This window comes from Cellulosimicrobium cellulans (assembly GCF_042723955.1).
GTDB classification, from domain to species: Bacteria; Actinomycetota; Actinomycetes; order Actinomycetales; family Cellulomonadaceae; genus Cellulosimicrobium; species Cellulosimicrobium cellulans_H.
Genome location: NZ_JBHXIC010000016.1, coordinates 1 through 19,758, shown reverse-complemented (window position 1 = coordinate 19,758; position 19,758 = coordinate 1). Strand labels below are relative to the sequence as shown.

General features: G+C 69.4%; 14 protein-coding genes and 1 pseudogene. 8 read left to right on the top strand and 7 right to left on the bottom strand.

What is annotated here, in order from left to right; genetic code table 11:
* Positions 1 to 66: 66 nt before the first annotated feature.
* The 5 genes and pseudogenes from ACFWH7_RS06635 to dnaA form a co-directional block, all read right to left on the bottom strand.
* Positions 67 to 2,382: a sensor histidine kinase gene (locus tag ACFWH7_RS06635; RefSeq protein ID WP_378215685.1), complete on the bottom strand. Its 2,316-nt coding sequence runs from the start codon at positions 2,380 to 2,382 to the stop codon at positions 67 to 69.
* 164 nt (positions 2,383 to 2,546) lie between these two features.
* Positions 2,547 to 3,077 (bottom strand): annotated as a pseudogene (locus tag ACFWH7_RS06630) (AAA family ATPase); the annotation flags it as partial.
* A 43-nt stretch (positions 3,078 to 3,120) separates the two neighbouring features.
* The gene (gene gnd, locus ACFWH7_RS06625) at positions 3,121 to 4,059 is read right to left on the bottom strand and encodes a phosphogluconate dehydrogenase (NAD(+)-dependent, decarboxylating) (RefSeq protein ID WP_378215684.1); all 939 of its coding nucleotides are present in this window, start codon (positions 4,057 to 4,059) and stop codon (positions 3,121 to 3,123) included.
* Between the two features lie 61 nt (positions 4,060 to 4,120).
* The gene (gene dnaN / locus ACFWH7_RS06620; protein ID WP_378215683.1) at positions 4,121 to 5,251 is read right to left on the bottom strand and encodes a DNA polymerase III subunit beta; all 1,131 of its coding nucleotides are present in this window, start codon (positions 5,249 to 5,251) and stop codon (positions 4,121 to 4,123) included.
* A gap of 1,274 nt (positions 5,252 to 6,525) precedes the next feature.
* Positions 6,526 to 7,944: a chromosomal replication initiator protein DnaA gene (gene dnaA, locus ACFWH7_RS06615; RefSeq protein ID WP_053370370.1), complete on the bottom strand. Its 1,419-nt coding sequence runs from the start codon at positions 7,942 to 7,944 to the stop codon at positions 6,526 to 6,528.
* 544 nt (positions 7,945 to 8,488) lie between these two features.
* On the opposite strand from dnaA, the gene rpmH reads away from it, so the two are divergent.
* The 8 genes from rpmH (at position 8,489) to ACFWH7_RS06575 (ending at position 14,757) form a co-directional block, all read left to right on the top strand.
* Entirely contained in the window at positions 8,489 to 8,626 is a 138-nt protein-coding gene (gene rpmH / locus ACFWH7_RS06610) for a 50S ribosomal protein L34 (RefSeq protein WP_034225701.1), read from the top strand.
* Between the two features lie 6 nt (positions 8,627 to 8,632).
* A complete protein-coding gene (rnpA, locus tag ACFWH7_RS06605) occupies positions 8,633 to 9,001 on the top strand; it encodes a ribonuclease P protein component (protein WP_378215682.1) in 369 nt (122 codons plus the stop codon).
* Complete coding sequence (yidD, locus tag ACFWH7_RS06600; protein ID WP_378215681.1) at positions 8,998 to 9,336, top strand: membrane protein insertion efficiency factor YidD; 339 nt, start codon at positions 8,998 to 9,000, stop codon at positions 9,334 to 9,336. The genes rnpA and yidD overlap by 4 nt, the downstream gene beginning before the upstream one ends.
* Positions 9,337 to 9,395: 59 nt before the next feature.
* Positions 9,396 to 10,499: a membrane protein insertase YidC gene (gene yidC / locus ACFWH7_RS06595; protein WP_378215679.1), complete on the top strand. Its 1,104-nt coding sequence runs from the start codon at positions 9,396 to 9,398 to the stop codon at positions 10,497 to 10,499.
* 40 nt (positions 10,500 to 10,539) lie between these two features.
* Positions 10,540 to 11,067, top strand: coding sequence for a Jag family protein (locus ACFWH7_RS06590; protein ID WP_378215731.1), 528 nt, complete (start codon positions 10,540 to 10,542; stop codon positions 11,065 to 11,067).
* Between the two features lie 299 nt (positions 11,068 to 11,366).
* Positions 11,367 to 12,059, top strand: coding sequence for a 16S rRNA (guanine(527)-N(7))-methyltransferase RsmG (gene rsmG, locus ACFWH7_RS06585; RefSeq protein ID WP_378215678.1), 693 nt, complete (start codon positions 11,367 to 11,369; stop codon positions 12,057 to 12,059).
* Between the two features lie 239 nt (positions 12,060 to 12,298).
* A complete protein-coding gene (locus ACFWH7_RS06580) occupies positions 12,299 to 13,360 on the top strand; it encodes a ParA family protein (RefSeq protein WP_378215677.1) in 1,062 nt (353 codons plus the stop codon).
* Positions 13,357 to 14,757: a ParB/RepB/Spo0J family partition protein gene (locus ACFWH7_RS06575; RefSeq protein WP_378215676.1), complete on the top strand. Its 1,401-nt coding sequence runs from the start codon at positions 13,357 to 13,359 to the stop codon at positions 14,755 to 14,757. The genes ACFWH7_RS06580 and ACFWH7_RS06575 overlap by 4 nt, the downstream gene beginning before the upstream one ends.
* A gap of 2,479 nt (positions 14,758 to 17,236) precedes the next feature.
* Here the strand turns inward: ACFWH7_RS06575 and ACFWH7_RS06570 are convergent.
* Together ACFWH7_RS06570 and ACFWH7_RS06565 are read right to left on the bottom strand one after the other, a co-directional pair.
* Positions 17,237 to 18,181, bottom strand: a complete 945-nt coding sequence (locus ACFWH7_RS06570) for a D-alanine--D-alanine ligase family protein (protein WP_378215730.1) — start codon at positions 18,179 to 18,181, stop codon at positions 17,237 to 17,239.
* A 180-nt stretch (positions 18,182 to 18,361) separates the two neighbouring features.
* Complete coding sequence (locus ACFWH7_RS06565; protein ID WP_378215675.1) at positions 18,362 to 19,714, bottom strand: aminotransferase-like domain-containing protein; 1,353 nt, start codon at positions 19,712 to 19,714, stop codon at positions 18,362 to 18,364.
* Positions 19,715 to 19,758: the final 44 nt, after the last annotated feature.

Below are 19,758 nucleotides of genomic sequence, written 5' to 3'. Positions count from 1 at the left end.
ACTTCCTGGACGACCTCGTGAGTTTCGGGCGGGTCACGCCAAGCAGGTTGGGGCGGCCCTTCGTGCTCAGCGCGCGGGTCGCAGAGTCGCCTCAACCAGCGTGTGACTGTCGAAGTCCTCGATGTGGAGGCTCAGGGACTGAGCCCTGTAGGCGCGCATGCGATCGGCGAACTCAGGATCAGCGCGTCCGACGACGAGCATGTGCGGCTCGTCGTCACGCTGGTGAAGGGAGATGTCGAGCTCACTGCCGGTCTGGCACCGAGCGATGCACTCGACCATGAGGTGTCCGAAGGCCTCGGTGGCCATGGGACTGCTGACCTGCACACGTTCGGGCACGTGCAGGCGCAGGTGCACGCGTCGCCGACGAGATTCGGCCAAGGCGACGGCGAGCCACCGCGTCATGGTCGTCACGCGCTGTGCCACGGTGCTGACCTGCCGGAGGTAGGCCTCTTCGTCGGCGCAGCGCTGACGCGTCTCGGGGCTGGAGGGTGAGATCTTCCCCTCGGCGAGGTCTCGCAGCAGCTGGAACGGCAGTTGCAGGCTGGAGGCGTTCCATTGCATCAGCACCTCTGAGGCCGCCACGTGCGCTGTCCACTCTCGCATCGCGCGTTCCGCGTCGCGTCGGGAAGCGGCGAGCTCCTCACCGATGGTGCGGAAGACGTGGAGGAAGACGTAGCACACCAACACGAGCGTGAGCGGTGGTGCTTCGAGCAGGAGGATCTCGTTCCAGGCGGCGAGGTCGTCTGCGACCGTGGCGGCCTGGATCGCGATGCTCAGTAGTTGAAGGATGAGTGCGATGAAGAACGGCCATCGACCGCGTCCGGCGACGTAGAGCAGCACGGGAAGCACGGTCAGCGACATTCCCTGAAACAGGTAGGGGGCATGGTCGCCGTACTTCACCGCGTCCAGCGCCCACCAGTTGACCAGGGGCACGGCCGCGAGCACCAGACCGAAGAGCCAGCTCGGCACAGGCCGCCCGTCCTGGGAGGTGATCCATGTCAAGCCCCCGAGAACCGCAATGGTCCCGAGCACGAGGTTGGCGGGGAGACTCCCACCCTGTGGGCTGACGGTCTCCAGCGTGAGGGCGATGATCGCGGCCTGCGTGGTCCAGGCGATCGCCGCCCGTCGCTCGAAGTTCCGAAGGGGTGCGACGGTGGTGCCCCTCATGGTTCCCATCACCGCGGCGTCGTACCCGGGGCCACTCAACGGGCACGAGAGCCGCACTGTCGTGCCCGTCCCGACCGCAGATTCCAGGGCGACGCGGATGTCGTGTGCACGAGCCCGGGCGTAGAGGGAGGTTGCGATGCCGCGCACGATGGTCTGTTCGAGGTCGAAGCCGCGCCCTGCGTCGGAGATGACGACGTGCAGCTCGTCATCCGCGTACTGGACATCAACGGCGACGTGATCGGCACCGGAGTGCTTGGACGCGTTGAGGATCACCTCCGTCGCGCACCCGTGGACCGCTTCGAGCACCGGGGCGGGCAGCAGCGCCTGGAATCTGCGGAGGTCGTCACCGGAGATGCCGGTCCAGCGCACGGGTAGACCCACCTGATCGAGGTCGGTCAGGCTGAGCCTGTGCTGGCCGCCCGCTCGCGTGCGCTGGAAGTCGCGGATGCGGCCCAGATCGCGCCGGCACCGTTCGCGCGCCTCGGCAGGGTCGATTCCTCGAGAGCGGTCGCGCGCCAAGGCGCCGAACGTGTTGATGATCGTGTCATGGAGCACTCGGACGTACTCCGCAGCCGTCTCCGCCGCCACCCGGGTACGCGCGGCCCGACGTTCTTCCTCGGTGGCGGCTTCCTTCTCTCGGTCGAGCATTCCCGCCACACGCCGGAGGGAGCTCGCGAACAGCGCGCTGGTGACCACGAGGACGACGTTGGTCACGACCGAGGCCCCGAGGACCGAGCGGTCCCAGTCCGGGTGCGCAAGCAGGATGACACCGGCGAACCCGGCCGTGAGGGCGCCGGCCGTGATGACCGGCCAGACGCCTGCGCACAGCATGACCGGGAGAACCACCGTCCACGCGGTCAGTGGTACCAAGATGCCGAGGAGCGGATCATCGGGGCTGCGAGCGATGACGAAGTAGAACCCCATCGCGAGGTAGAACGGCGCGATGAGCACCAGCGGGTGCCTGCGCAGCCCGAGCACGAGAGCCCCTGCGGCGGTGACGGCTCCCGAGACCAGGAGAACCGAGGGCCGCGGTACGGCGATGCTCGACGCGAGCGCGGCGACCATCACGATCAGCTGTACCAGGATCAGGCCGAAGAACTGGGCACGACGCATGGCGTTCGCAAGGCTGGAACCGATCCAACGCTCCGTGTCCGAGGACCCCGGTGACCCCACCGTCGGCGGCGTGCTGCGAGCCGCGATGTCGGTACGGCTCATGGGTGTCCTCTCACGGACGGTCCCCGTCCGATGGCGACGCGGGCCGCGGTCATTCTCTCGCGCCCTCATCACGGTCTGTGCGGGTCTCACCCCTTCAACGGTGTGGGCTTCTTCGTCGACGGGGAGCGGGGGGGGGGGGGCCGCGCGCCCGCGGCCGGGCGGGTCCCGCGGCCGCGGCCCCGGAGCGCGGTCGCGGACTTGAGGAGCGCCCCCCGCTGGCGCAGCACCCGCTCGTAGTCCGCGAGGAGCGCGGACACCCGCGGCACCAGGAGGACCGCGAGCTGGTCGAGGAACCGTCGGCGACCGTCCGGGTCGCCCTTGACCAGGGCGAGGTCCTCCGGCGCGAAGAGCACGGTCCGGACGATGCCGAGGACGTCGCGCGGCCGCTGCGCGGGCGACCTGTTGATACGGGCCCGGTTCGCCCGGCCGGAGGCGATCTCCAGCTCGACCGTGCTCGCGCGGTCGCCCCGGACGACCCGCGTCCGGACGACGGCGCGTGCGGCGCCGGCGCGGACGAGTGCCGCGTCCCCCGCGACCCGGTGGCTCGCGAGCGTCGCCACGTACCCGATCGCCTCCACGAGGTTCGTCTTGCCCTGCCCGTTCTGTCCGACGAGGGCGTTCACGCCCGGGACGAGCTCGACGTCGACGGACTCGTAGGACCGGAAGTCGACGAGGGACAGGTGCGAGACGTACATCGGTTCAGCGAGAGCTCGGGGACGAGGCGGGCGGACGACCCGGTCAGGCCGGGGGCTCGAGCGGTCCGGCCCCCGGGGAGGCCGGGCCGGCGGCCTTGACGGCGTGGCCGCCGAACTGCTGGCGCAGCGCCGCGACGGCCTTGAGCGCCGGGGACTGCTCCTGGCGGGAGGCGAAGCGCGCGAAGAGCGCGGCCGAGATGACGGGCAGCGGGACGGCGTTGTCGATGGCCTCGTCGACCGTCCAGCGACCCTCGCCGGAGTCGTCGACCCAGTCGTCGATCTCCGCGAGCTGGGGGTCCTCCTCGAGCGCCTTGACGAACAGGTCGAGGAGCCACGACCGCACGACCGTGCCGCGCGTCCAGGCCTTCATCGTGCCGTGCACGTCCTTGACGAGCCCGCTCTTCGCGGCGAGGAGCTCGTAGCCCTCCGCGTACGCCTGCATGAGGCCGTACTCGATGCCGTTGTGGACCATCTTGGCGAAGTGGCCGGCACCGACCTCGCCCGCGTGGACAAAGCCCTCCTCGCGAGGACCGTCGGGCCGCAGCGCGTCGAAGATGGGCATGGCGGCCTCGACGTGGACCGGGTCGCCGCCGACCATGAGTCCGTAGCCGTTCTCCAGGCCCCAGACCCCGCCCGAGACGCCGACGTCGAGGTAGCCCACGCCCTTCTCGGCCAGCTCGGCGGCGCGTGCCTGGTCCTCCGCGTAGTACGAGTTGCCGCCCTCGATGACGAAGTCGCCCGCGCCGAGCAGGGCACCGAGCTCGGTCACCACGCCACGCGTCGGCTCGCCCGCCGGCACCATGACCCACACGACGCGCGGACCGTCGTCGGGCAGGGCCGCGACGAGATCAGCGAGGCTCGCGACGTCGGAGACCTCCGGTCGAGGGTCGTACCCGATGACCTCGATGCCGGCCGCGCGGAGGCGCGCCCGCATGTTGTTGCCCATCTTGCCGAGGCCGACGAGTCCGATGCGCGAGACCATGCGAGTCCTCCGGGGTGCGGTGATGCGGTCGAGGCAGTGGTGCGAGAACGATCCTCGCGGGTCAGCCCGCGAAGCGGATCGGCACGAGCAGGTAGCGGTAGTGCGAGGAGTCCTCGCCGTCCAGCGAGTCCTGCCCGGTGAACTCCACGGGCTTGTTCGGGTGCGTGAAGCTCAGGCGCACGAAGTCCGTCCCGAGGGCCCCGAGACCGTCGAGGAGGAACTGCGGGTTGAAGGCCACCGAGATGTCCTCGCCCACGAGCACGGCCTCCAGCGCCTCGGACGCCTGCGCGTCGTCGCCCTGCCCCGCGTCGAGCACGACCTGCCCGTCGGTGAAGGACAGCCGGATCGGGGTGTTGCGCTCCGCGACGAGCGACACGCGCTTGGCCGCGTCGATGAGTGGAGCCGTGGGGACGACCGCGTGGATCGGGGTCTCGTCGGGGAACAGCCGACGCACGGCGGGGTAGTCACCGTCGACGAGCTGCGACGTGGTGTGGCGGCCGCCCGCCTCGAAGCCGATGAGGTCCACCCCGGCCCCGGTGTTCAGGCCGACGTTGACGAGACCCGAGCTGCCGAGCGACTTGGCCACGTCGTTGAGGGTGCGGGCACGGACGAGCGCGACCGCCGAGTAGCTGGGGGTGACGGGGGTCCACGTGAGCTCGCGGAGCGCCAGGCGATAGCGGTCCGTGGCGAGGAGCGTGATCCGCTCTCCCTCGATCTCGACCCGGACCCCGGTGAGCAGCGGGAGCGTGTCGTCCCGGCTCGCCGCCACCGTGACCTGCGCGACGGCGTTCGTCAGCTCGTCGCCGGAGACCGTCCCGGAGAGCTCGGGCATGGCGGGGAGTGCGGGGTACTCGTCCACAGGCATGGTGAGGAGCGTGAAGCGGCTCGCGCCACAGGTCACGGTGACCTTGTTGCCCTCGAGGACGACGTCGACGGGCTTCGCCGGGAGCGCGCGGGAGATCTCGGCGAGCAGACGGCCGGACACGAGCACCGTGCCGGGCTCGCTCACCTCCGCGGGGATCTCTGAGCGCGCCGAGACCTCGTAGTCGAAGCTCGAGAGGCCGATCGTCCCGGACGCGTCGGCCTCGAGCCGCACACCGGCGAGCACCGGAGCAGGTGGGCGGGTCGGCAGGGTCCGCGCCGTCCAGGTCACCGCGTCGGCCAGGACATCACGCTCAACCCGGAACTTCATCCCACACCCTCTCGTCCCAACGTCCTGATCGGACTCGATCTTCACATGTGCCGTCCGGCTGCGCCTCGGCGCACGGCTCGTCGTCGGGCTGAGTGACGTCCTGGCCGTCCGAGCGAAAAGCCCGTCACGGGGGACGCGAGGAGCTCGGGTCGCAGGTCCGCGCACACGTGTCGTGCATGAACCCTACGCGAGGAGCAGGTCGGGAGGAACTGGAACGACGTGCCTGGGGACGGTCCTGTGCACCGACGTCGCGTGGCGGAAGGTCGGCGCCTTGTGCCTTCCGTCCGCACGCCGATGGCCGGTCGGTGGCTGGTGCGGGATCGTGGTCCGGGCAGGTGGCGCGGGTCGGCCGTCGGAGCCTGATGAAGGCGTGTGGAATTCCCCCTTGATCAAACCTTCGTCGTCGTCATAGGGGTTGTGGAATGCGTGGAAAACGAGCGTCGTCGCAGGTCAGAGGACGAAAATGCGTGTGGACGAACCCGTGGTCTCGCTGTGGGAAAGTCGCACGGCCTGTGGGCGACCGATCTGTCCCCACACGTCGTCCACCGCTGGGCACCTCGTCGTCCACACCCTGGGGCCTTTCGTCCACAGTTATCCACAGATGCGTGCACAGCGGATGGCTCCGAGTCCCGTCCACAGACTGTGCACGACGCACCGTTTCCACAACCCTCCTGGGATAAACCCTCGGTACTCCGGCGTTTGTGGCGAGCCACTGGGTGGTGTGGGCGATCGTGGCTCCCCAGATCACGCGGATGTCACAACCCACAGGTGTCCTGTGGATGACTGTGGACAACTCGACCCACACGCTGTGTACGAAGCGCACTTCCGGGGTCTCCAGGTGCGGTCGGGATGCTCGCGGGGCCTGTATCCACAGGATGATGCACCCCGGTGGGCATCTCTGTGGATCGGTGTGGACGAGGCCCTGGAGGACGTCGGCAGACGGTGCGTCGGAGGCGGCGGCCGCTTTCGACGTCGCCGCACGAGCATCTGGGTGCGCGAGAAAGCTGGTGCGAGAACGTGCCACGGTCCTGCTCGCGCAGGAGCCTGGCGTGGACCGGTGAGGGGAGCGCGCAGGGGCTCGAGGGCCGGCACGGCGGGACGCATCGATCACGTCGAGACCCGACGCCGTCGGCGCGTGACGGGAGAGTGCGGTCGTGGCGAACCGAGCAGCCTCCCGTGCGGGGCGTGCGGGGCCGGGTGCGAGGCGGCGCTGGGTCGATGGAGCGGACCGGACCTCCCCGGGGGAGTGCGCGGTCGGGCCCACGGCGCCGGCCTCAGCCCCGGTGCTGCTGCTTGATCCTGCTCGTCAGCTCGGTGACCTGGTTGTAGGTGGACCGTCGCTCCGCCATCTGCTCGGTGATCTTGCGGTTCGCGTGCATGACCGTCGTGTGGTCGCGCCCGCCGAACTGCTGGCCGATCTTCGGCAACGAGAGGTCGGTCAGCTCGCGGCACAGGTACATCGCGATCTGTCGTGCGGTGACCAGGACGCGTGACCGCGAGCTGCCGCACAGGTCGTCGATCGTCAGACCGAAGTACGCGGCAGTCTGGGCGATGATCGCGGCCGGCGTGATCTCGGCGCTGTCCTCGTCGGTGATGAGGTCCTTGAGCACGATCTCCGCGAGCGGGAGGTCGACCTGCTGGCGGTTGAGGTTCGCGAAGGCCGTCACCCGGATCAGTGCCCCCTCGAGCTCGCGGATGTTCGTCGAGATGCGGGAGCCGATGTAGGAGAGCACGTCGTCCGGGGCTGCGAGCCGCTCGCTCGACGCCTTCTTGCGCAGGATCGCGATGCGCGTCTCGAGGTCCGGCGGCTGGACGTCGGTGATGAGACCCCACTCGAACCGGGAGCGGAGCCGGTCCTCGAACCCGTTGAGCTGCTTGGGCGGCAGGTCCGACGTGATGACGACCTGCTTGTTGGCGTTGTGGAGGGCGTTGAAGGTGTGGAAGAACTCCTCCATCGTCTGTTCCTTGCCCTGGAGGAACTGGATGTCGTCGATGAGGAGGACGTCGACGTCCCGGTAGCGGCGCTGGAACGCGCCCGCCTTGCCCTCGCCGATCGAGTTGATGAAGTCGTTGGTGAACTCCTCGGAGTTCACGTAGCGCACGCGGACGTTCGGGTAGAGGTTGTGCGCGTAGTGGCCGATCGCGTGCAGCAGGTGCGTCTTGCCGAGTCCCGAGTCCCCGTAGATGAACAGCGGGTTGTAGGCCTTGGCGGGTGCCTCGGCGACGGCGACCGCTGCCGCGTGCGCGAACCTGTTCGACGACCCGATGACGAACGTCTCGAAGACGTACTTGGGGTTGAGCCGGCTCGGCTCGGCCTGGGGGCGCGGCGGGGGAGGGGGAGGGAGATCGGGAAGACCGTCGTCCGGCTCGATGTACGGGCGCTCCACGGCAGGGCGGGAGGCCGGGGCGACGACCGGGTCCGAGCTGAGCTCCGGGTCGACCGTGATGCCGAAGCGGACGTCGCGGCCGAGGCACGAGGACATCGCCGTCACGAGCTCGTCGCGTACGCGGGTCTCGAGGTAGGTGCGGGTCTGCTCGTGCGGGACCGCGATGAAGACCGTGTCGTCGAGGATCGCGAGCGGCTTGGCGAGCCGGATGAACGCGATCTGCCGCGGCGTGATGTCCGGGCTCGCCTCGAGGATGCTCAGGGTCTGCGCCCAGACGTCGGCGATGTTCTCGTCCGGGTTGGCCACGGGCAGTTCCTCACAGGTCGAGGGTGTGCGCCGGCGCACGGAGCCGACCGTCGAGCGCGCGCTGACGGGCCGGGCGGGGTGCGCCGACGAAAGAGGGTCACGGGTGTGGTGATGCTGGGGTCGATCGTGCCATGGGAACCCCTCGTCCACATAGTTGTCCACAGCCTGTGGGTTGTAGGGTGAGGATGCTCTCAGCCCCGAGGGGTGTCGGACGGACCGCGGCGCCGCGGCCCCGGCGCCGCGGCGCATCTCACCTCTCCTGGTTTGACCCGGAGGGGTCGCGCAGCGTAACGTCAGACAGCCGTTCCAGGTGTTCTTGGCGCGCCCGCGTGGAGGAGACTCGACACGAGGCCTCGCGTCCTGAGTTGCCTGCAATGATCCGGTGCCCCCAGCAATGGCCCACTCGATCCGCGTGCCTGGACGGCGACCGGGCGGGTGACCGCACGGTGCACGACCTGAACCACCGACAGGCTCCAACCGGAACCTGTCACTGCATCGTCGAGGACATAGACGGTGTACCTCCCCGACGTTCTTGGAGTACCTCGTGAGCAAGCGGACCTTCCAGCCGAACAACCGGCGCCGGGCGAAGACCCACGGCTTCCGGCTGCGCATGCGGACCCGTGCCGGCCGCGCCATCCTGGCTGCCCGCCGTCGCAAGGGCCGCACCGAGCTCTCTGCCTGATCCCACGTGCTCCCCGCGGCGCACCGACTGCGCCGTTCCGTCGATTTCGAGCGGGCGGTGCGCCGCGGCGTGCGTGCGGGTAGGTCGACCGTGGTCGTGCACCTCTCAGAGGATCTCGAGAGTGATGCGCGACCACAGGTCGGCTTCGTCGTCTCCAAGGCGGTGGGGAACGCGGTGCACCGCAACCTCGTGAAGCGTCGGCTGCGTGCCGCCACTGCGGCGCGCCTCGACATGCTGCCCGAGCACGGGCGCGCCGTCGTCCGTGCACTCCCAGCCTCCGCCGCGGCGACGTTCGGCGACCTGAGCGCCGACCTCGACCGCGGCCTCGATCGTGCCGTACGGCGCCTCCACGAGCGTGCGGGCGTGGCTCGATGACGACCACCCACCCGGTCGACGCTCCCGGCGCGACGGCCCCTGAGGACGCCGCCGACCGCGGAGCTCCCGGCATCGTGCGTCGCATCGTCGCCGTGCTGCGTCGCGTCCCGGCGCTCACCCTCATCGGCATGATCCGGGCCTACCAGTCGGTGATCTCCCCGATGACCGGGCCCACGTGCAAGTACTACCCGTCCTGCTCCCAGTACGCCCTCACGGCGGTGCGTCGTCACGGCGCCCTGCGCGGAACGGGCCTCGCCCTCTGGCGGCTGCTGCGCTGCAACCCCTGGAGCCTCGGCGGGGTCGACGACGTTCCGCCGGCACGACACACGCACTAGTCCGCAGCCCGACCTCGGGCGATTCACCAGCTTGTCTGAAGTTGAGGGAGCAGTCACCGATGGACTTCTTCGCGTTCCTCGCCCCGATCGAGTGGGTCGTGGCGTGGATCATGTACCTGTGCCACCAGGGTCTGGTGTTCCTCGGGTTCTCCGACGGTCCCGGGCCGGCGTGGGTCCTGTCGATCGTCGGCCTCGTCATCATCATCCGCATCCTGCTGATCCCGCTGTTCTTCAAGCAAATCAAGGCGTCGCGCGGCATGCAGATGCTGCAGCCGGAGATGCAGGCGATCCAGAAGAAGTACAAGGGCAAGACGGACCCGGCGTCCCGCGAGGCCATGAGCCGCGAGACGATGGACCTGTACCGCAAGCACGGGACGAACCCCTTCGCGTCGTGCATGCCGATCCTGTTGCAGTCGCCGATCTTCTTCGCGCTCTTCCGGGTGCTGAACGGCCTCGTGCCGATCTCCAACGGCACGGACGACCCGATCGGTCCGATCAACTCGGCGGTCGCGAGCGACATCGAGAGCTCGTCGGTGTTCGGAGCGCAGCTGTCCGACGTGTTCCTGCGTACCGACGACCTGCAGACCAAGATCGTCATCGCCGTGCTCATCGTCGCGATGTGCGCCACGACGTTCTTCACGCAGCGCCAGCTCACGATGAAGAACATGCCGAAGGCCGCCCTCGAGGGACCGATGGCGTCGACGCAGAAGATGATGCTCTACGTCTTCCCGTTCATCTTTGCCGTCTCCGGTGTCAACTTCCCGGTCGGTGTGCTCGTGTACTGGACGACGACGAACCTCTGGTCCATGGGTCAGCAGTTCTACACGATCCGTCGCATGCCGGCGCCGGGCTCCGAGGCGGAGCGACTCCTCAAGGAGCGCCAGGCGCGCAAGCGTGCGGAGAAGGGGATCGTCGAGGACGCCACGCCGGTGATCGAGCAGCCGCGTGGTCAGCGTCAGCAGCCGAAGCGCAAGGACCGACAGAAGGCTGCGCCCCGCCCGGGCGGGTCGACCACACCGAACGTCGAAGACGCTCCGGTCGAGGACGCTCCGGTCGAGGACGCCCCCAAGGCGGCAGACGGATCTGGGACGAACGATGGCGCGAAGGGCTCTTCGGCCACCGGAGCATCCAAGCCCGCGCCCAAGAAGAAGAAGCAGAAGTAGACCCGCGCGCGTGCGCGCCCCCGCCGTGAGGAGCACCGTCATGACGCCTACCGAGACCCCAGCGCCTGAAGACGCCGTCACCGACGAGTCGACGCGTGAGACCACCAGCCTGGAGGAGGAGGGTGAGATCGCAGCGGACTACCTCGAGGAGCTGCTCGACATCGCTGACCTCGACGGTGACATCGACATCGACGTCGAGCACGACCGCGCGGCGGTCGAGATCGTCGCCGACGATCCGGCTGCGCTGCGTTCCCTCGTCGGTGAGGACGGCGATGTTCTCGACGCGCTCCAGGAGCTGACCCGCCTCGCTGTCCAGGCCCGGACGGGGGAGCGGAGCCGACTGATGCTGGACGTCGCCGGCTTCCGCGCTGCTCGACGTCGTGAGCTCACCGCGCAGGCCGAGGAGGCGATCGCTCGTGTTCGGTCCGGTGGGGCGAAGGTCTCGCTGGAGCCGCTGAACGCCTTCGAGCGCAAGGTGATCCACGACGCGGTGGCTGCCGCCGGCCTCCGGAGCGACTCCGAGGGCGTCGAGCCTCAGCGCTACGTGGTGATCTACCCCGCTGACTGACGCGCCTCCGTGGAGTACCTCGTTCGCCCCCCGTTTCACGTGAAACGGGGGGCGAAAGGTTTTTTGTGGGGCTAGCGCAGAGTTTGATGCGGTGTGGGCAAGTTGGGTGGCTGAGCATGAGGGCTTGTGGATCTCGCTTCGCTTTCCCTCGATGGATGTCGGTCGATCCGCGCTCGACCTGCGCTGCAGCAACGAGGGAGTACGTCTGTCGCTGGTGGGTGCCGGTGAGCCGCCCGGTGCGTCAGGGATCACGTGGTGATCGGACACGCCAGCGAGCGTTTCACGTGAAACGATGTGGCGTGCCCATTGACGAGGAAGCAGAGGAGCCGATGCGCGACGTGGTAGACGGGAACGCGGAGCCACAGATCTCGAGGGAGGCGCTGACCGAGTACTTCGGTGCGTCGTACCCGACCATCGAACGGTTCGCGGACCGCCTGCGCGAGGAGGGCGAGTTGCGCGGGCTGATCGGCCCCCGCGAGGTTCCTCGCATCTGGGACCGGCACATCCTGAACTCTGCCGCGGTCGTCCCGTTCCTTCCGGAAACCGGGCTCATCGCAGACATCGGGTCCGGCGCGGGGCTTCCCGGGGTCGTGATCGCTGCGATGCGACCGGGGGCCTCCGTCTACCTGGTGGAGCCGATGGAGCGCCGCTGCGCGTGGTTGTCGGAGATCGCCGCGGATCTGAAGCTCTCGAACATCGAGGTCAAGAGGGGGCGTGCGGAGGAGTATCACGGTGCGTTCGAGTGCGACGCGGTGACGTCTCGCGCCGTGGCCGCGCTGGACAAGCTGGTCCGGCTCTCGCTACCGCTCGTCCGACCGGGCGGCGAGATGATCGTCCTGAAGGGACGCAATGTGGCGCGGGAGGTCGAGCCCGCCCGCAAGGTGCTGCGCCGGCTCAAGGGGGGCGAACCTGAGGTCGTGGACGCACCGACGATCCCCGGTGTGGAGACCACCACCGTCGTACGCATCGTGCGGCAGACTGGGGCACGCTGAACCCCGACCCTCGGCGTCGGCACGGCTGTGCGACGACACGGGGGGCGACGAGCGCCTGACATCCACAGATGAGTGGGCTGGACGGCGCATGCTGGGACGCGACGACGGAGAGGATGAGACGCGTGACGGAAAGCCCTGTCGACCCTGGAGAGCTTCAGGATCGGTCGGCGACGTCGCTCTCGCAGGACGGGGGAGGGGCGCGGAGCTCCGGGAGCGAGGACGACCGGAGAGCAGCCCTGATGGCGAGCCTGCCGGTCACGGACGAGTCGACACCGCTCGCCGCCCAGCTTGCCGAGGACGCCAGGCGTCGCATCGACCTCCAAGGCCGCCGCTTCCCACGCCCGGCGTCGACGCGCATCATCACGGTGGCGAACCAGAAGGGCGGTGTCGGGAAGACCACGACGACGGTGAATCTCGCTGCCGGTCTCGCGCTCGCGGGGCTCAACGTGCTCGTCATCGACAACGATCCTCAGGGCAACGCGTCGACCGCGCTCGGGGTCGAGCACCGTGCCGGGACTCCGTCGGTCTACGAGGTTCTGGTCGACGGCGATCCCCTCGCCAGCGCGGTCCAGCAGTGCCCCGACATCCCGACGCTGTGGTGCGTACCGGCGACGATCGACCTCTCGGGCGCGGAGATCGAGCTGGTCTCGCTCGTTTCACGTGAAACACGGCTCCGCCGCGCTCTGGACGAGTACTTGGCAGGGCGGGAGCGCGAGGGCCTGGCCCCTATCGACTACGTGCTGGTCGACTGCCCGCCGAGCCTCGGCCTTCTCACCGTGAATGCGTTCGTCGTCGGTCGGGAGGTGCTCATTCCGATCCAGTGCGAGTACTACGCGCTCGAGGGACTGAGCCAGCTCCTGAAGACGATCGAGCTCATCAAGTCGCACCTCAACCCCGGTTTGCACGTCTCGACGATTCTGCTGACGATGTACGACGGGCGAACCAATCTCGCGCAGCAGGTGGCGGCAGAGGTGCGCGAGCACTTCCCTGATCAGACCTTGCGGACGACCGTGCCTCGCTCGGTGCGCATCTCCGAGGCGCCGAGCCACGGGCAAACGGTGATGACGTACGACCCAGGCTCGACGGGTGCGCTCGCGTACCTCGAGGCAGCACGGGAGCTGACGCAACGCGGTGCGAACCGGCCTGGCGATCGCGACCCCGGTGCCCTCCCGGCGCAGGATGCGGCTCACGAGCACGGTGACGTTCCCGACGCAGCCCCCGTGCACGAGGCGGTCCGGACCGAACATGAGTTTGCCGGCACCATCGGTGGTCCCGGCCTGCGGCAGGAGGAACAGCGATGAGCGAGAAGCGTCGAGGGCTCGGCCGAGGGCTCGGGGCTCTTATCCCGACCAGTTCAGAGGGGAAGCGACCGGTTGACGTCTTCTTCCCGAGCCCGACGCCTGAGGAGCCGGCGGCCGAAGCACTGAACGAGGGCACTTCCGCAGGTGACGGCGACGGGAAGGGGTCGGCCGAGAGCGGGAACCGGGGCACTCCTGTCGTCACCCTTGTCACGGAGACCGGCTCAGGTCCCGCGGATCTGGACTCCCTGACGTCGCTCTCGGCTCACGACCTCGCCGAGCTTGAGGCCGTGAGCGCGGGTGACCGCGGTGCACTCGGGGGGAGTGACGGCGAGCCCGCGCAGCCGACGGAACAGGACGGGCCCGAGAGCAGCGTGCAGGGCGCCGATGGCGCGACGCCGACACGCAACGATTCTGCGAGCACCGTTTCACGTGAAACGACTCCCGCGACGACGGATGGCGGGGACTCGCCGGGAGAGGAGATCGCCGAGTCGCCTCGCGAGGACCCCAACACCGAACTCACGCCGAGCACCGAGGAGTGGACCGGGAGCGCCGCTGACGACCTCGTACCAGTCCCCGGCGCACGTTTCGCCGAGGTACCCACGGCGTCGATCCGTCCGAATCCACGCCAGCCGCGCACCGTCTTCGACGAGGGGGACCTCGACGAGCTCGTGGGCTCGATCCGCGAGATCGGCGTTCTGCAGCCGATCGTCGTTCGTCCCGTCCCGGGGGAGGACGCGTCCTTCGAGCTGATCATGGGGGAGCGGCGGTGGCGCGCGACGCAGGCTGCCGGACTCGACGTGATTCCCGCAATCATCCGTGAGACGGATGACGCTGACCTACTGCGCGACGCACTGCTCGAGAACCTGCACCGGAGCGCGCTCAATCCCTTGGAGGAGGCGGCAGCATATCGCCAGCTGCTCGACGACTTCGGATGCACTCACGAGGAGCTCGCTGAACGCATCTCTCGTAGTCGACCGCAGATCTCCAACACTCTGAGGCTCCTGCGCCTCCCACCCCTGGTACAGCGGCGGGTTGCGGCGGGCGTTCTCTCCGCTGGTCATGCGCGCGCACTGCTGGGCCTCACCGACGGCGCGGAGATCGAGCGCCTTGCCCAGAGGATCGTGGCGGAAGGGCTCTCGGTCCGTGCGACCGAGGAGATCGTCGCGATGGGCGGCCTGGACGGCGATCGCCGTGCGCCGCGCGCACCGCGAGCGGGACAGCGCTCCGCTGCGATCGACGAGCTCGCCCATCGCCTCTCTGACCGCTTTGAGACACGCGTGAAGGTCGACCTCGGCAAGAACAAGGGGCGGTTGACCGTCGAGTTCGCCTCGGTCGAGGACCTGAACAGGATCCTCGACGTGATGGCGCCCGACGACCCTGGTCTTCTGCGCAAGTAGCGATACAGGTAGGCGTGCCACACAGGGCGTGGCACCGAAGCTGATGCCGGGACTGTCGTGCGGTGCTTGTGAGCACCCGCAGCAGTCCCGGCTGTATGTTCGCCACTCTCGTCCGAGGGAGGTCGTCGGCACGTGTTGGCTCCAGTGCGGGGCGGTGCGGCCTGCGAAGGCGTGCACATGGAGCGGTGACCCGGGGCGGCTGTCCCCTCCACCTGGGTGTGCACCACGACGACCCCGCCCGGCGGGCGGCTCAGGTGCCTCCGGGCATGTGCTGCCGTTGGCGGTGAGTCACCGCTTCCAGCGTGCTCCCCGCGTCTTGCGTCCTACCGCTCGGGCCGCGATCACGTGGACGCGAGGCATCTCCGGTCACGTTTCACGTGAAACGCGTTCTGCTGGCGCGAGCAGGCCCGCGGCGATCGACAACTCCAGAGGCGGGATCGAGAGCGCGGAGTCGTCGCCATCGACGGAGGGAGGATCGAAGCCGGTCCTGCTGGAACGATGCGCGGAGGCGGGTGTACTTCGCTGCACGACCCGGGGAACAGTTGGGCGCGCGACCCGCCGGGCTCCTGATTCCGCGTACGGCGCTCGGAGTGGAGCCGTGCATCGCGTGACGGTGTCGATGCGCCGAGGCCAGGTCCCCACGTCTACGTCCCCTTGCAGTCGCGGCTTCAGGGTGTGAGCACGGAGGGAGCGTCGGGGAGGCAAGCCCGGCTTGGAAGCCCCTCGATAGTCCGCTGTTTCACGTGAAACTACGTGGCGGCAAACTCACGCGGGCGAATTCCGTTTCACGTGGAACGGGCGTTGTCCGAGGGCGCCCCCTGGCCGAGGATGAAGTGCCGCGCGTCGCCGACGCGCCTGAGCTCTGGCCATCTCTCGGGGGTGCAGGAGCGAGCGCCGGCGCGCGGGCACCGTAGCGCGCACAGGGGAGGATCCCGACGCACGAGCGCGCCGTATCGGTCCCCACTCGCCGCGAGCGACACGAGGCGCTCAGGGCCGCGCGTGAAGGTAGCTGGCACTCCCGGGCACTCGGCCCACATCCGAGTCCGAACGAGTACCCGAGACAGAACCAGAGCACGCAGTGACCCCTGCGCTCAAGCTTGTGTCTGGGCCCGAGCCGGTGTCTGTGACCGAGGTGGTGTCTGAAACCGATCTCGAGCCCGAACCAGTGCCTCAGACTGAACCCAAGCCCAAGCCCGAGCCCGAGCCCGAAGTCAGATCCGAGTCCCCAGTCGAGGTCGTCTTCGAGGCGGAGCCCACGTCGTCGCCTGAGCCGATGTCCGCGACCCAGCCAGAGCCGGTGTCCGCACGAGAGCCTGAGTCCGAGTCCATGCTCGACCTGAGCGACCCGGCCCGTGCGTCGAAGCATCGCGGGCTGCGTCGCCATGCGTCGACGGCGGGGGGCTCATCGCGCCGCGCCGTGGGAGCACGTGCCGGGCGATCCGCCCCCGCGGAGACGTTCTTGCAAAACGCACGATCCAGACCCCCGCTCACGAGTGATCCGCGACGCGGCGGGACGAGCCGGAAGGATGCGTGGCGGTCAAACGGGCACCGTGAGATCGCTGGGTGCACAAGACATCCCGGAGAACCGGGCTCGCCCACGTGTCACGGGACACGACGACGCCGGGTCCTTGGGCGGCGTCGACGACGGGGAGGGGTCACGTCCCGGGAAAGCTGGGACTCCGGGCTCAGGTCATGGGGCATGGTCATGCGGTCGGCTGTTGCCGAGGCTCGGCGGACGGGCTGTGGCTCACCGTCCGGGTCGTCTCCTCGCGCGCCCGTCGTCACGCGCAGGTCCGCGCTCGGTCGCACGACCGATGACCGCCCCCGGGGGGTCCGACCGAGCAACGTCCGTGTCCCTTCCTTCCTCCTCGGCGGGCCGAATCCTCCGTGCGTGAGGTGCGGCATCGGGGGAGGAGAGCCGCCAAGCGTCGAAGGGGCATGCCTAGGGACCGTGCGACGGACCACCTGCGTCAGGACCGCGCTACGGACCATCAGGCGCGATGGACCTTGCGACAGACGGTCCGACCGGACGGTGAACTCTCGTGGCCGCGCTGTGTGAGCGTGGAGAGGGACGATCCTGCCGGTCGACGGAGGCGGGCACGGACTTCCGCGGTAAGGATCATCGCCGATCGTCGCGCGAGAGGCCGCAGGGCCAGCCGGGAGCCAGGTCCTCCACGAAACCTCGATGGCCCGGAGGAGACCGCGTGTGAACCCGTACCTTTAGAGGAACCGTCCGGTGAGCATCACCAGGCAAGAAGGACCCGTCGATCACGTCCAGCGAGAGAGGCCACGCGAGCGTGACCAGGGGAGCGCGACTCGGCGAGCAGAACCTGGCGAGCAAGAGCACGACAGAGCCAGCAGGACCGACGGCGAGCAGGAACCACGGAGAGCGAGCGAGGAACACGACCCGTCGGTCCGACGTCAGCGCGACGTTTCACGTGAAACGGCGAGGGCCGATACGTCGGTGGGCCGCCGTCGCTCAGTGGCGCACGTGGGCGTTGACGAGCGACCGGTAGAGGTGACCGAGGTCGAGCCCAGCGGCACGTGCGGCCTGGGGGAGGAGGGAGGTCTCGGTCATGCCAGGTGCGACGTTGACCTCGAGGAACTGCACGACCCCGTCCTGGTCGAGGATCACGTCGGTCCGCGACAGGTCGCGCAGGCCCAGCGCGGCGTGCGCACGGACGGCTACCTCGCGGACGATGCCGAGCACGTCGTCGTCCAGGCGGGCGGGGGCGAAGTACTCGGTGCGACCGGGGTTGTATCGCGCGTCGAAGTCGTACGGTCCGGTCGTGACGATCTCGACGGGCGGCAGCGCCTCGGGTCCGTGGCCGAGGTCGACGACGCTGACCGCGAGCTCCACGCCGCGCACGGCGCGCTCGATCAGGGCGACGTCTCCGTACGCGAAGCAGTCGACCATGGCTCGGGGGAGCTGGTCGGCACGCTCAACGAGGGTCACGCCCAGCGCCGAACCGCCATGGGTCGGCTTGACGACGAGGGGGAGACCGAGCCGCGCGACGACGGCGTCCAGGACGGGCTGGGCGCCGAGCTCCCGGAACAGGCTTTGCGGGAGCGTCACGTACTCGGGCGTGCACAGGCCCGCACCGAGCACGACGCTCTTCGCGACCGGCTTGCTCCAGGCTGCACGACTCTCCCGCGGCCCGGTGCCGACGTAGGGAGCCCCGACGAGCTCGAGCACGTCGCGGATCGAGCCGTCCTCGCCGCTCGCGCCGTGGAGGAGCGGCCACACGACGTCAGGGCGGGTCGCGGCGAGGAACGGGAGAAGACCGGCGTCGACGTCGTGGATCGTCACCTCGAGACCGGCGGCACGCAGGCTCTCGGCGACGCGGCGCCCGGACCGCAGGGAGACCTCGCGCTCGTGGGAGAGCCCGCCGGCGAGGATCGCGACGTGCCCGCCCGGGGGGATGGCGTCGTCGGGCCGGAGAAGGTGAAGGTGCTGGTCAGGGCGCTGCGTGTCGGTCCGGGCTGCGGAGGCAGCCTCGCCCGTGGCCGCCGGGGTACCCGTGGTCGTGTCCACTGTTGACGGACTCCTGTTCGGTGCCGGCGTCGCCCGGTGGGGGCTGCCGCGGCGTCGTGGTGAGGTGCTTCAGGCCAGGTTGGGCGAGGGGTTCTCGACGTCCGTGACGTCCGGGTCGAGCTCGGCGTTGGTCCCGAAGATCTCGACGAGCTCCTGCTCGGCATTGACGACGCCGGCAAGGCGTCGGACGCCCTCACGGATCCGCTCGGGGGTCGGGAAGCAGTAGGAGAGGCGCACGTGGCTCGAGCCGGTGCCGTCGGCGTAGAAGGCGGTGCCCGGCACGTAGGCCACGCGCGCCGTGACGGCGCGGGGGAGCATGGACCGTGCGTCGAGTCCCTCGGGGAGCTGGACCCACGTGTAGAAGCCGCCGTCGGGCACGGTCCAGCTGGCCGAGGGGAGGTGCTCGGAGAGCGCGCCGATCATGGCGTCGCGGCGTTCCCGGTAGAGCTCGCGGAACTGCTTGATCTGACCCTTCCAGTCGCACGTGTCGAGGTACGCGGCGATGGCGAGCTGCGAGGCGTTCGACGGGCAGAGGATCGCGGACTCGCTCGCGAGGACGAGCTTCTCGCGGACCGCGTGGGGCGCGACCACCCAGCCGACCCGGTATCCCGGCGCGAAGGTCTTGGAGAACGACCCGAGGTACAGGACGCCGTCCTCGTCGAGCGACCGGAGGGCGGGGAGCGTCTGCCCGTCGAAGCCCAGGAGGCCGTAGGGGTTGTCCTCGATGACCAGGACGCCGTAGCGCTGGGCGATCTCCAGGATGCGCGGGCGGCGCTCCGCGGTGAGCGTCACCCCGGCGGGGTTGTGGAAGTTCGGCACGGTGTAGAGCAGCTTGACGCGGCGACCGTCCGCCGCGAGCCGGGCGAGCGCCTCCTCCAGCGCCTCGGGGACGAGACCGTGCTCGTCCAGGGGCACGTGCACGACGTCCGCCTGATACGAGCGGAACACGCCGAGCGCCCCGACGTAGCTCGGCGCCTCCGCGACGACCACGTCGCCCGGGTCGACGAAGATCCGCGTGACGAGGTCCAGCGCCTGCTGCGAGCCGGTCGTCACGACGACGTCGTCGGGGTGGCACTCGATGCCCTCGAGGCGCACGACGTCGAGGATCCGCTCGCGCAGGGTCTCGTCGCCCTGGCCGGAGCCGTACTGGAGCGCGGTGGCACCGCGCGTCGCGACGAGGCGCTGCATGGTGTCGGCGATCTGGTCGAGGGGGAGCCCTTCGAGGTACGGCATGCCGCCGGCGAGCGACACGACCTCGGGTCGGTTCGCCACCGCGAACAGCGCCCGGATCTCCGACGCTCGCATCCCGTGCGCTCGCTCTGCGTAGGCACCGAACCACGGGTCGAGGCGGGTGCCGCTGGGAGCGGGCTGCTGCGGGGGAGTCGTCGGTCCAGTCACGACCCCCAGTGTCGCACGGTGCATCGGGGGATCCCGTGAAGACGCCGGAGGGCGGACCGCGGTGCTCG